Source organism: Paraburkholderia piptadeniae, from assembly GCF_900007165.1.
GTDB classification, from domain to species: domain Bacteria; phylum Pseudomonadota; class Gammaproteobacteria; order Burkholderiales; family Burkholderiaceae; genus Paraburkholderia; species Paraburkholderia piptadeniae.
In genome coordinates this window covers 39,498-52,870 of sequence record NZ_CYGY02000008.1, presented here as the reverse complement: position 1 = coordinate 52,870, position 13,373 = coordinate 39,498, and the positions used below count along the sequence as shown (strand labels likewise).

At 66.0% G+C, this 13,373-nt stretch carries 8 protein-coding genes; 4 read left to right on the top strand and 4 right to left on the bottom strand.

All coding sequences use genetic code 11. The annotated features are described in order from the left end of the window. The first annotated feature begins 155 nt into the window (after positions 1–155). Positions 156–317, top strand: a complete 162-nt coding sequence (locus BN2476_RS47135) for a hypothetical protein (protein ID WP_162849223.1) — start codon at positions 156–158, stop codon at positions 315–317. Here BN2476_RS47135 and BN2476_RS02580 read toward each other — a convergent pair. The 3 genes from BN2476_RS02580 to hrcA all read right to left on the bottom strand — a co-directional run bounded on the left by BN2476_RS02580 (position 289) and on the right by hrcA (position 3,068). After that, a complete protein-coding gene (locus BN2476_RS02580) occupies positions 289–696 on the bottom strand; it encodes an RNA-binding S4 domain-containing protein (RefSeq protein ID WP_087732671.1) in 408 nt (135 codons plus the stop codon). The two genes, BN2476_RS47135 and BN2476_RS02580, sit on opposite strands and share 29 nt — an antisense overlap. Before the next feature lie 97 nt (positions 697–793). Continuing rightward, a complete protein-coding gene (hemH, locus tag BN2476_RS02575) occupies positions 794–1,864 on the bottom strand; it encodes a ferrochelatase (RefSeq protein ID WP_087732598.1) in 1,071 nt (356 codons plus the stop codon). 184 nt (positions 1,865–2,048) lie between these two features. After that, positions 2,049–3,068, bottom strand: a complete 1,020-nt coding sequence (hrcA, locus tag BN2476_RS02570; protein WP_087732597.1) for a heat-inducible transcriptional repressor HrcA — start codon at positions 3,066–3,068, stop codon at positions 2,049–2,051. 306 nt (positions 3,069–3,374) lie between these two features. Here hrcA and BN2476_RS02565 point away from each other — a divergent pair, with 306 nt between their 5' ends. Both BN2476_RS02565 and recN read left to right on the top strand, forming a co-directional pair. Further along, positions 3,375–4,277: an NAD kinase gene (locus BN2476_RS02565; RefSeq protein ID WP_087732596.1), complete on the top strand. Its 903-nt coding sequence runs from the start codon at positions 3,375–3,377 to the stop codon at positions 4,275–4,277. Positions 4,278–4,358: 81 nt separating this feature from the next. Beyond that, positions 4,359–6,026, top strand: a complete 1,668-nt coding sequence (recN, locus tag BN2476_RS02560; RefSeq protein WP_087732595.1) for a DNA repair protein RecN — start codon at positions 4,359–4,361, stop codon at positions 6,024–6,026. Positions 6,027–6,096: 70 nt separating this feature from the next. On the opposite strand, the gene glnE is transcribed toward recN, so the two are convergent. Next, on the bottom strand, positions 6,097–8,889 hold the full coding sequence (gene glnE / locus BN2476_RS02555) for a bifunctional [glutamate--ammonia ligase]-adenylyl-L-tyrosine phosphorylase/[glutamate--ammonia-ligase] adenylyltransferase (RefSeq protein WP_087732594.1): 2,793 nt from the start codon (positions 8,887–8,889) through the stop codon (positions 6,097–6,099). Positions 8,890–9,075: 186 nt separating this feature from the next. Here glnE and BN2476_RS02550 point away from each other — a divergent pair, with 186 nt between their 5' ends. After that, positions 9,076–13,314: a YhdP family protein gene (locus BN2476_RS02550; protein ID WP_087732593.1), complete on the top strand. Its 4,239-nt coding sequence runs from the start codon at positions 9,076–9,078 to the stop codon at positions 13,312–13,314. Positions 13,315–13,373: the final 59 nt, after the last annotated feature.

The following is a 13,373-nucleotide window of genomic DNA, read 5'->3' as shown; positions in this document are numbered from 1 at the left end:
ATTTCAGGCGCGTCATCATAATAAGATTGAGCGCGCTGCGCGAGTGTCCTAAACTCATCTTGAGCGTCCGAAAAGGCACGTTAACCCTAACCTGACGCCCACCTTACCACTGGCTGAACTGCCCGTTTCCGCTTGCAATCTCCAAGGGGAGTACCGTGAAACTGACCTTCGCTATTTCGGTGGTCGCAATGGTACTCATTGCAGGCACGACGACCATCTGCATGTCCGGGGCCGTCAACGACCGCACCACCGAGTACGGCGGCGTGCACGCGACGATCGAACAGCTGTTCAACCCCTACTGGAAATTTTGTCGATAACGCGTCTGTCGCGCTTGGTCGGCCGGCCATGTAATCCGGCGGCCGGCTCTCGATACGTCTTGCGCCGCTCGTGCTCGATCTGGCGCTTCTGCCTGCTCTCTTCGGTTTCCGCGTAAAGCGTCTGCGCGACGCTCGCCGGGCCGCGCACGTCGCATACGCCGAGCACCTCGACCTGCCACACGATCCGTTCGATTTCGATCTCGACCATATCGCCGACGCGCACATCCTTCGCCGGCTTCACGGCCGCACCGCCGATCCGCACCCGGCCTTTCTCGACGGCGTCCGCCGCGAGCGAGCGCGTCTTGAAGAAGCGCGCGGCCCACAGCCATTTGTCGATGCGCAAGCGCGCGCCAGGTTCGGTGGAAATCTTGTAGTTCATCAGTCCTTCTTCGAGCGCCCGAGGCGCGGTCATACGGAGCACGTCTGGAAAGACGTCAGCCGCACATGAATGCACATTGCATGCCGGACACGGAATTTCAAGCCACGGATGCGTTTTGAGGCGCGTTCGCCTGAACCGGCCAGCCTTGCAGATGCTGCGCGACGATTTCGCCGAGCGCCGCGATCCATGCCGGCGACGCGTTCAGACAGGGAATCGCGTGAAAAACTTTCCCGCCCGCATGAATGAATTCATCACGCACTTCCATGCCGATTTCCTCGATGGTCTCGAGGCAGTCGGCCGTGAAGCCCGGGCAGAACACATCCGCGCGACGCACGCCCGCCGCGCCCAGCTCCTTCAGTGTCGGCGCCGTATAAGGCTGCAGCCACTCCGCCTTGCCGAAACGCGACTGGAACGTCACGCGGCACTCGACGGACGAGAGCCCGAGCGCGTGCATCAACAGCGACGCCGTCTGCTGACATTGCTCGTGATACGGATCGCCCAGGTCGAGCGTGCGCTTCGGCACGCCGTGGAAGCTCAACACGAGCTTGTCGCCCGCCGCGAAATCGGGACGGCCATGCGTGTGCCAATAGTGGTTCACCTGCGCGGCCAGCGCCGCGATATATGCGGGATGGTCCGCGTACTGGCGTACGGTGCGGATTTCCGGCTGGTTGCGCATCCGCTTGAGCGCGGCGAATGCATCGTCGAAGGCTGTGGCCGTGGTCGACGACGAATACTGCGGGTACATCGGCATCAGCAGGATGCGCTCGGCGCCTGCCAGCTTGAGCTGGTTAAGCATCGCGGGAATGCCGGGCGTGCCGTAGCGCATCGCGTAATCGACGATCACCGCGTAATCGTTCACCTGCAGCAGATGCCGCAGCCCTTCCACCTGCTTCTCCGTATGCACGCGCAACGGCGAGCCCTCCTGCATCCACACGGCCGCGTACTTCTTCGCCGATGCCACGCCGCGAAACGGCAGGATCAGCAGACGCAGGATGATCTGCCACAGGAACGATGGAATCTCGACCACGCGCGGATCGGACAGGAACTGCGCGAGATAGCGCCGCACGGCGCGAGGCGTCGGCGCATCGGGCGTACCGAGGTTGATGAGCAGTACGGCGACACGATGTGCCGCGGCAGGCTGCGAAGGTCGCTCGAGGTCGAAGCGCATAGGCGGGAGATACGCCGCGCAGGCGCGGCACGTAATGGTCGTATCGAACGTATTGGGCTGGAGAACATTATAGCGGCGCGGTCTTCCGCCGATACCTGGCCATTCGGCCAATTGGCACGGCGAAAAACGCCGCGCATGATGACCATCAGGACGGCGGCGATGTGCCCACGAATGCAGCGCGCCTTTATTGCTGGCTTAGCGTCATCGAAAGCAGGCGCGCGGTGATGTCGACGATGGGAATCACGCGGTTGTACGCCATACGCGTCGGCCCGATCACACCGAGCGTCCCAACGATCTGGCCGTTCACCTCGTACGGCGCGGTTACGACGCTCATCTCCTCGATGGGGACGAGATTCGACTCGCCGCCAATGAATATCTGCACGCCTTGCGCGTGACTCGACACGTCGAGCAACTGAAGGAGACTCGTCTTTTGATCGAACACATCGAAAAGCTTGCGCAGCCGCGCCATGTCCGAAGAAAGATCGGCCACTTCAAGCAGGTTGCGCTCGCCCGAGATCAGCACGGTTTCGCCCGTGTCTGTGACGTCGGTGCTCGCGGTGACGGCCGCGTGCATCAGCGTCGTCATGTCGCCGCGCAATTCGTCGATCTCTTCGCGCAGGCGCCGGCGCACCTCGTCGAACGACAGGCCCGCGAAGTGCGCGTTGATGTAGTTGGATGCCTCGGTGAGCTGCGACGGCGTGAAATCGCGCTGCGTCGCCATGATGCGGTTCTGCACGTCGCCTTCGGGGGTCACGATAATCAAGAGGATGCGCTTGTCGGACAGGCGCAAGAATTCGATCTGCTTGAATACGTGGCTGCGGCGTGGCGTGAGGATCACGCCCGCGAACTGCGACAGGTTGGACAGCACGCTCGCCGCCGCTGCGACCACCTTCTGCGGTTCGCCCGGCTGAAGCGTGGTCTTGACCGCGCGCATCACGGCATCGTCGTCGGCGGCGGGCTCGACGGTCAGCATCGTATCGACGAAAAGCCGGTAGCCGCGTGGCGTCGGAATGCGTCCCGCCGACGTATGCGGACTGATGACGAGGCCCAGTTCCTCCAGATCGGACATCACGTTGCGGATGGTCGCCGGGCTGAGCTCGAGCCCGGAGTACCGCGACAATGTGCGCGAGCCAACCGGCTGACCCTCGGCAATATATCGCTCGATCAGCGTTTTCAGGAGGGTTTGTGCGCGAGGATCTAGCATGGCGAGGAAATTTTAGCGTAATGACCGAACAGCGAACCGAACAGCCGTCCATACAGCGGCAAACACACGCCAGCACGCAACGCAACGGGTGCGCCGCAGCAGGCCACGCGCCGCGCGGCACCCCATCCGCGCTCGCGCCGCCGCTCGTTCGCCTATGCAGTCGTCACGTCTGTCATCAGGACTTCACCATTCTAACGATAATCGGCCAATGGCTGGACGGTTGCGCGCGGCGACGGGGCATCCGCCGGCCCGGCGCGCCCGCCGCCAACGGTTCTTTTCGGGTCGCACCTATGGTGTAATGCCGGCATGCAAGCTAACAGCCAGTTCAAGACCGTTGCGCTCGTCGGGCGCAGCAATACGCCGGGCATCGGAGAGCCGCTGACCGCGCTCGCCACGTGCGTCGAAAAGCTCGGCTTCGAGGTCGCGTTCGAGGCGGAAACCGCGCAGGAAATCGGCGTGACGCGCTGGCCGATGCTGCGTCCCGCCGAGATCGGCGCGCGCGCGGACGTCGCGATCGTGCTCGGCGGCGACGGCACGATGCTCGGCATCGGCCGCCAACTGGCACCGTACAAGACGCCGCTCATCGGCATCAACCACGGGCGGCTCGGCTTCATCACCGACATCCCGTTCTCCGACATGCGCGAGATCATCCCGCAGATGCTGTCGGGCAGCTTCGAGCGCGAAGAGCGCACGCTGCTCGAATCGCGGATCATGCGTGCCGGCCAGCCGATCTATCACGCGCTCGCATTCAACGACGTCGTCGTGAACCGTTCGGGCTTTTCGGGCATGGCGGAACTGCGCGTATCGGTGGACGGGCGCTACATGTACGACCAGCGCTCGGACGGTCTGATCGTCGCCACGCCGACGGGCTCGACGGCTTATGCGCTGTCGTCGCAGGGGCCGATCCTGCATCCGCAGCTTCAGGGCCTCGTGCTCGTGCCGATCGCGCCGCACGCGCTGTCGAACCGTCCCATCGTGCTGCCCGACGATTCGAAGGTCAGCATCCAGATCATCTCGGGCCGCGACGTCAACGTGAACTTCGATATGCAGTCGTTCACCGCGCTCGAACTGAACGATACGATCGACGTGCGCCGCTCGCGCCATACGGTGCCGTTCCTGCACCCCGTTGGCTACAGCTATTACGCGACGCTGCGCAAGAAGCTGCACTGGAACGAGTACCCGTCGCGCGAAGACGACCCTGACGACTGAACCGGCCCGCACCGCCCGCAAACGTAGCAAGACACTGTAACGCCAACCATCACACGCAAAGCCACGCCAGACAGACGAGCCATGCTCCGCCACCTCTCGATACGCGACTTCGTCATCGTCGCCGCGCTCGACCTCGAATTCGACAGCGGCTTTACCGTCTTCTCCGGCGAAACGGGCGCCGGCAAATCCATTCTGATCGACGCGCTCGCGCTGGCGCTCGGCTCGCGCGCCGATGCAAGCGTCGTGCGCACGGGCGAAGCGCGCGCGGACATCACGGCGGAGTTCGAAACGCACCCGCTCGTCGATGCATGGCTAGACGAGCAGGCGCTCGCCGCGGGCGAACCGGAACATGACGACACGGTGATGCTGCGGCGCGTGATCGATGCGAACGGCCGCTCGCGCGCGTTCATCAACGGCACGGCAGCGACGCTCACGCAACTGCGCGAAGTCGGCGAAATGCTCGTCGACATACACGGGCAGCACGCGCATCAACTCCTGATGCGGCCCGACGCGCAGCGCGATCTGTTCGATACGCACGCGGGGCTGCTCGACACGACGGCTGCCGTCACACGCGCGTGGCGTGCATGGCGTGACGCGGCGCAAGCCGTCGAAACAGCGCAAACAAAAGACCGCGAACTGCAACTGGAACGCGAGCGGCTCGCGTGGCAGCTCGCCGAACTGGACAAGCTCGCGCCGCAGCCCGGCGAGTGGGAAGAGGTCAACGCGGAGCATCGGCGGCTGTCGCATTCGGCGAATCTGATCGACGGCGTGCAGGGCGCGCTGTCCGCGCTGTCCGAATCCGACGGCGCGATGATCGGGCATCTGTCGTCGATCATCTCGAAGCTGCGTGATCTCGCCGAGATCGATCCCGAACTGAACGACGCGCTCGCCGCGCTGGAGCCAGCCGAAATCCAGCTGCAGGAAGCCGCGTACTCGCTGAGTCATTACGCGCAGCGGCTCGAACTCGATCCCGATCGGCTCGCTCAGGTCGAAAAGCGCCTCGACGCGCTGCATTCGGCTGCGCGCAAGTTCCGTCTGCAACCCGAAACGCTGCCGCAAGAGCATCAGGAGCGCCGCGAGCAACTCGCGAAGCTCGACGCCGCCGCCGACCTCGACGCGCTGCGTGCCGCCGAGGCCAAGGCAAAAAACGCGTACGTCGCCGAAGCGAAGGTGCTGTCGAAGGCCCGCACGAAAGCTGCGAAGGCGCTGGGCGCGGCCGTGACGACGGGCATGCAGGAGCTGTCGATGGCGGGCGGCAGCTTCGAAGTCGCGCTCGTGCCGCTGCCTGAAGGCGGCGCGCATGGGATGGAGCAGATCGAATTCCGCGTCGCCGGTCATGCGGGCGTGCCGCTGCGGCCGCTCGCGAAAGTGGCGTCGGGCGGCGAGCTCGCGCGTATCAGTCTCGCGCTCGCGGTGATCGCGAGCACGGCGAGCCCCACGCCGACGCTGATCTTCGACGAAGTGGACACGGGTATCGGCGGCGGCGTCGCGGAAGTGGTCGGACGCCTGCTGCATCAGCTGGGCGAGCATCGCCAGGTGCTGTGCGTGACGCACCTGCCGCAAGTCGCGGCACGCGGCGATCACCACTACCAGGTCGCGAAGAGCGGCAACGGCAAGGGCGGCACGATCAGCACCGTCACGTCGCTGGACAAGACGAGCCGTGTCGAAGAAGTCGCGCGCATGCTGGGCGGCCTGGAGATCACGGCCACCACGCGCAAGCACGCGAAGGAAATGCTCACGACAGCCTGAATCCCGAACGGCGCTCGTCCTCAGAAAGCGCAGTGAAACGAACGCCCTCGCCGCAGCACCGCGCCATCAACTATCCAAACACCCGCTTCCACAAGCGCAACACGGCCTCACGTTCCTTCTCGACGGTCCGCGGCTCGACGCGTGCTTTCTCCATGCCGTCGAGCCGCAATTTGTGTTGCAGCTTGCGATACGTCCGGTAAGCCGCGCCGACGGTATCCGCCTCCTCGCCGCTCATCAGGCCGAAGCGCGATACTTCGCGCAGCAACGCGATGTTGCCCGTGTTGCGGATCAGCTCGGGATCGCGCGCGGCATGTAGCAGCACCCAGTACTGCACGGCGAACTCGATATCGACCATGCCGCCGCGATCGTGCTTCAGATCGAACAACTCGGTGCGATTCGGATGGCCTTCTTCGACACGCCGGCGCATATCGACGATCTCGGCGGCAAGCGCAGCCGCGTCGCGCGGCGTCGTCAGCACCTGCTCGCGGATCGCCTCGAACTTCGCGCCGATCTCGGGATCGCCCGCGCAATAGCGCGCACGCGTGAGCGCCTGGTGCTCCCAGACCCATGCCGTATTGGCCGCGTCGCCTTCGCGCAGCTGATAGCGGCGGAATGCGTCGAGGTCCGTCACGAGCAGACCCGACTCGCCGTTCGGACGCAGCCGCAAATCGACGTCGAACAGAATGCCCGCGCCCGTCGCCGTCGTGAGCCACGTGATCAGACGGCGCGTGAACGTCGCGTAGATGTCGGATGCGTTGTCGTCCGGGTCTTCGTAGAGAAAGATCAGATCGAGGTCCGATGCGTAGCCGAGCTCCTTTCCACCGAGCTTGCCGTACGCGATGATCGCGAAGCGCGGCACGTCGCGATGGCGCTTGGCAAGCTGGTTCCAGACGGCTTCGATCGTCACGTCGAGCACGGCGTCCGCGAGTTCGGACAGGCGGTCGCTGACATGCTCGACGCTCAGCTTGCCCGCCAGATCGATCAGCAGAATGCGGAACACTTCGGCCTGATGCGCGTGGCGCAGCAGGTCCATCTGCTGTTCGACGCCATCGGCCGCCGCGAGCCGCGCGCGCAGCGCGCGCTTGAACTCGGGCCAGTCGAAAGGACTGGCCATCGCTTCGTCGTCGAGCAATTCGTCGAGCAATTGCGGATGGCGGATCAGATAGCCGGCCGCCCAGCGCGACGCGCCCAGCACCGACAGCACGCGATGCAGCGCCTGAGGATACTCCGTCAGCAGCGCGAGATACGCGCCGCGCCGTCCGACGCCTTCGAGCAGATCGAACAGGCGCACGAGAATATCGGCGCGCCGCTCGGGCGGCTCCAGTGTGCGCGCGGCCTCGAGCGCGCGCTGCGCGACGATGTCGAAGCGCTCCCGGCTGCGCTCCGCGAGACCCGCATAGCGCGACGACTGCCACACGGCCTTCAGACGCGCCAGCAGATCGCCTGGCGCGTCGATGCCCAGCTCGACGAGGCGCGCAACGAGCGCTTCGTCGGCGCCGTCGTCGGCGAGCGCGCTGCTCCACACCCACGCCGCCGCGCCGTCTTCGGGCGCGCCGCAGCCGCCCTGCCCGCTCACCTTGTCGGCGAAAATCTGGTCGAACTGCTGTTCGACCAGCTCGCGATGCGCTTCGAGCTTCGCCATCAGCGACGCGTAATCGTCGAAGCCCATCGACTTCGCGAGATGCGCGCGCTCGCCGGGATCGACGGGCATCGCGTGGGTCTGCGCGTCGTTGCGGTACTGCAAGCGGTGCTCGAGCTCGCGCAGGAACAGATACGCGCTCGACAGATCCGCGCACACTTCCGGCGAAACGAGACCGCGCGCGGCCGCGTGCGTCAGCACGGCGAGCGTCGGACGCACGCGAAAGCCCGCATCCTGGCCGCCGCGTATCAGCTGGAACACCTGCGCGCTGAACTCGATCTCGCGGATGCCGCCGCGGCCGAGCTTGATGTCGTCAGCCTTGTCTGGCCGCATCGACGCGCGCCGCTGCGCTTCCTGGCGAATCTGCAGATGAAGCGAACGGATCGCGCTGATCACGCCGAAGTCCAGGTAACGCCGGTACACAAACGGCTTCACGATCGAGTCGAGCTGCTTCGAGAGCCTGCGCGCCGACTCGCTTGCCATCGCGGACACGAGCCGCCCCTTGATCCAGGCGTAGCGTTCCCATTCGCGGCCCTGCACGTAGAAATACTCTTCGAGCATGCCGAGACTGCACACGAGCGGCCCCGAATCGCCATTCGGCCGCAGCCGCATGTCGACGCGAAACACGTAGCCGTCGGCCGTCACTTCGGCGAGCGCCGCAATCAGCCGCTTGCCGAGTCGCGTGAAGAAGTCCTGCGTCGCGATGGGCGAGCGCTGGCCGCCCGTCGTCTCGCCGTCGTCTTCGTAGACGAAGATCAGGTCGATGTCCGACGACACGTTCAGCTCGCGCCCGCCCAGCTTGCCCATGCCGACCACGCCGAGCGACAGCCGCTCGCCCTGCGAGCCGCGCGGCTCGCCGAAGAGCGCTTCCAGATCGGCTGAAACGACGGCCATCGCGCGCTGGATGGTCGCTTCGGCGAGGTCGGTCATCGTGCCCGTCACTTCGGCCACGTCGGCCGCGCCCGTCAGGTCGCGCTCCATCACTGCGCAAAACACTTCAGTACGAAGCTGACGCAGCGCCTTTTTCAACGCGTCTTCGGAAAGAGGCGCATTGGGCGCCGCCCGCAATGCGTCGGCAAGCGCGTCGAGCCGCGCCTCGATGCGCTGCCGGATGATGGGCGCCGCCGCCAGCGCCGCGACGCGCGCCGCGAGACCGGGTTGCGCCGCATAGGCACGCGACGCGTAGTGCGAATAGCTGGAACTCAACAGGGATGGTTCGGTCATCAAAGATCTGGCTCGCTTGTTGCTCGTTTGAGGCTCAGGGTTATCGCGGCCATTGCTCGCGCAAGCCGCCGGCGCCCCGTGTGGCCTCGCGCACACGCACCGCGCCTCACGGCCTTGGCCGCTGGCCCGTGTGATACATTTCGTCGTTAGAACCGCAAAACTACCATATGCCTACCCCGTCGCAGCATGTCCGAGCGAAACTCATCCGCCGACCCGCATGAAGCCGGACGCGTCAAGCCCGTAGGCGGAAGCGATCATGCGGTGCTGCGCCACACGCTGCGAGTCCTGCTCTCCATTGCGCTCTTCCTGTACTTCGTCGTCCTGCTGGCCGTGCTCGGCCTGCGTTACCTCGTGCTGCCGTACGCCGACTCCTTCCGGCCGAGAATCGAGGCAGCCGTCTCCGAAAAGATCCACGCCCAGCTCAAGATCGGCAAACTCGCGCCGCATTGGACAGGCTTCCAGCCAGGACTCGAAGCCACCAACGTCACCATCACCAATCGCGACGGCAAGGTCGCACTGATGATTCCGCATGCGAGCGCGACCGTGTCGTGGTCGTCCGTCTGGAAGCTCGCGCCCATTCTTTCCAGCGTGATCATCGACAAGCCGGACCTGCTCATCGAGCGCGAGACGGACGGCTCGCTCACCATCGCGGGCGTGACGGTGCCGACGGTTCACACGGGCAACGACACGTTCAGCACGTGGCTGTTGCGCCAGCAGGCGATGATCCTGCGCGGCGGCACGCTGCGCTGGCACGATACACGCCGCGACGCGCCCGAGATCGCCTTGCAGAACATCCGTCTCGCCATTCTCAGCGACGGCTACGATCACAAGCTCGCGCTTCAGGCGCCGCCCGACGGCAAGGTGCTGTTCGGCCCGCTCGACTTTCGCGCGCACTTTCGCCATGCGCGCCTCGGGGCGATGGGCAAGCCGATCAACTGGACGGGCGAGGCGTATATCTCGACGGGCCCCGTCGATCTGCCGATGCTTGCCCGCTACATGGATTTCCCGATCGAAACCTACGCGGGCCGCATCGACAACGCGATCTGGCTGCAGTTCACGCAAGGCCGCGTGAGATCCGCGGCCGGTGAGCTGTCGGGCAACAGCATCGCGCTGCGCGTGAAGCCGACGCAGCCGAAGCTCGATGTGCCCGTCGCGCGTTTTTCGTGGGCCGTCGCGCACGACGCCGACGAATGGACGCTCGATCTACGCGATCTGCGCGCCGAACTCGGGCAGCCGCCGCTCGACGACGGCACGCCCGTCGCCCGCATCCTCGCCTTTCATACGCTGTCGAGCCGTTACCGGGTGCCGAGCGTCCAGCACGGACAGCTGATCAGCATCACGGGCGACCGTGTCGACCTCGGCATCCTCGCGGAATTCAGCCGCGCGCTGCCGCTGCCGAGGCGTCTGTTGAACAACCTCGTGCGCTACAACCCGCGCGGCCTCGTCGCCGACTACACGATCGAAGTCGAGCGCGGCAAGCCCGATTCGGGCGAAGCCGCGAGCGAGCATCGCGAGCCGGGCGCGGAGCCGATCATCCGCTATCGCTTCAAGGGCGACCTGCAAGGCATCAGCATCGCCGCGCAGGAGCCGCCGCCTGGCCTCACCGCGAGAAATCACCCGCGCGCGGGCATCCCGGGCATCGAGAATCTGTGGGGCAACGTCGACGCCGACGAACGGCACGGTGCGCTCACCATCGACACGGCGAACGCGGTGATCACGATGCCCGGCGTGTTCGACGATCCGCGCCTGACGTTCGACCATCTGAGCGGCAAAGGCACGTGGACGATCGCGCCCGCCGTCGCGCCGGGGCAACGGCACAAGGCATTCGACGTGCAGGTGTCGGAAATGAAGGTGTCGAACGCGGACACGGCCGCGAAGGCGACGGCCAGCTATTCGAACATCGGCAGCGGGCGCGGCTCGCTCGATCTCAAAGCCGAGTTCGAGCGCGCGCAGGTCGCGCGCATCACGCGCTATCTGCCGACCAGCATCAGCGAAAAGCTGCGCATCTATCTGGGCCACGGCTTGCAGGCGGGCATGTCGCGCGGCGCGACCATCGAGATTCACGGCAATCTCGACAAATTCCCCTACTCGCGCGATCCGAAGGCGGGCGTCTTCCGTATCGTCGCACCGTTCAAGGGCGGCCGCTTCGATCCGTCGCCGTACCCGCCGCGCACGCTGAAGAACGGCGCGCCGAACGTATGGCCCGCGCTCGACGGCATCGACGGCGAGTTCCAGCTGAAAGAGAACCTGCTGCGCTTCGACGCCGAGCGCGCCCATTACAAGCGCATCGCGATGAACAACGTGACGGGCAAGATCGACGACCTGGGCACGCGCGCATCGAGCCTCGTCATCACGGGCGACGCGCACGGGCCGCTCGCCGACATGCTCGACTACGTGAACAACAGCGCGCTCGGCGGCATGGCGAAACATCAGACGGAAAAGCTCCATGCCGACGGCCCCGCCGCGCTCGCGCTCAAACTGACGGTGCCGCGCACGTTGCCCCCGCCCGGCGCGCCGCCGAAGCCGCGCGTCGCCGTGGAAGGTGCGCTTGCGTTCGAGAACGACAGGCTCTCGATGGATAACGTCCCGCCGCTGTCGCAACTGCGCGGCAAGGTGCGCTTCACCGAGCACACGGCGCAGGTCGACGGGCTCACGGGGCAGTTCATGGGTGGCGACGTGCGCGCGAAAGGCGGACTGAACGCAAGCGGCGCGTATGCACTCGACGTGTCCGGGCAGGTCGCCGTCGATGCCGCTCGCGGATTGAATCTGCGCGGCCTGCCCGCGCAAGTGCTGACGCGGATGAACGGCAGCGCGCCGTATGACATGAGCGTGCGCGGCGCCAAAGGCCGCTTGCCGGATGTCGCCGTTCATTCGGACCTGACGGGGCTCGCGCTCGATTTCCCCGCGCCGTTCAACAAGCCGGTCGGCACGCCGATGCCGCTCGATTTCACGTTCCGGCCGACTGTTGCAAACGAAGGCGGCAGCGCCGTCGCGGAAGGCAACGGCAATACCTTGCAGCGCGCCGATCTCACCTTCGGCCCGATCGCGGCGACCTATCTGCTCCGGCACGCGCCCGGCCAGCCGCCCGAAGTCGTGCGCGGCGCCGTCGGCGTGAACCGGCCGGCCGATCTGCCGTCGGAGGGCGTGACGGCCGCCGTCGACATCGACGCGCTCGACGCCGACGCCTGGCGCGCCCTCTTCGTGCAGATGCGCAAGGCGAACGAAGGCGTCGCGCCGATGCCGCCCAGCGCGACGGCCGTGCAGTTCATGCCGAACCGCTTCGCCGTGCACATCGGCACGCTGACGCTGCTCAAGCGCCGCTGGGAAAGCGTGGTGGTCGGCGCGTCGCACTACGACAAGCAGTGGCAGGCGAACATCGCATCGAATCAGGTGTCGGGGCACGTGTCGTGGCTGCCGGGCGCGACGCCGGGTTCGCCGGGTTCGCCGGGCACGCTGCAGGCGCGCCTCGCGCGGCTCGTGATTCCATCCGTGGCTGAAAACGATCTGCTCGGCCCGGCCATCAACCAGCCGGCGCAGAACATTCCGTCGATAGATCTCGTCGTCAACGAGCTGATCGTGCGCGGGCGCAATCTAGGCAAGCTCGAAGTCAACGCGCACAACTTCGAGGACAACGGCACGCCCGTCTGGCAACTCGATTCGCTCGATATCAGCAACCCGGCCGCGACGCTCAAGGCGACAGCGAACTGGCGCACGGGCCGCAACTACGGCGCGAACCAGGACGACGAGGCCGAACGCAGCACCGAACTCGATTTCAGCCTCGACATCAAGGATGCGGGCGCCCTGCTCGAGCGCGCGGGACTGCCGCGCACGCTGAAGGCGGGCGAAGGATCGGTGTCGGGCAAGCTCGCCTGGCGCGGCGGTCCGACGAAACCCGACTATCCGACGCTCAACGGCAACCTCGCCGCCGATCTGCGGCACGGGCAGATTCTCAAGGTCGATCCGGGCGTCGCGAAGCTGCTCGGCGTGCTGAGCCTGCAAAGCCTCGCGCGCTACGCGACGATGGATTTCCGCGACGTGATCGGCGAAGGGCTGCCGTTCGAGCACGTGACGGGCACGGCACGCGTCGAGAACGGCATCGGCACGACGAACGACTTCGAGATGGTGACGGCGCCCGCGCGCGCCCAAATGAAGGGCTCCGTCGACCTGCCGCACGAAACGCAGGACCTGAAGGTGCATATTGTGCCGACCGTCAGCGCGGGCGCGGGCGTGGTCGCGGCAGCCGTGATCAATCCGCTGCTCGGACTGGGCGCGCTGGTCGCCGATATCGCGCTGTCGCATTCGATCGAGCATGCGTTCGCGGTCGACTACGCGATCACGGGTTCGTGGGCCAAGCCGCACGTCGAGCGGGTCCACACCGATCGCGGTAATATGAACGCGCCGGCCGCCGTCGCGGCGCCCAACTGAGCGAATCACACGCCTGAGCCGCTCGGGCACTGCATGGCACGTGCCCGTGTCGGCCACCC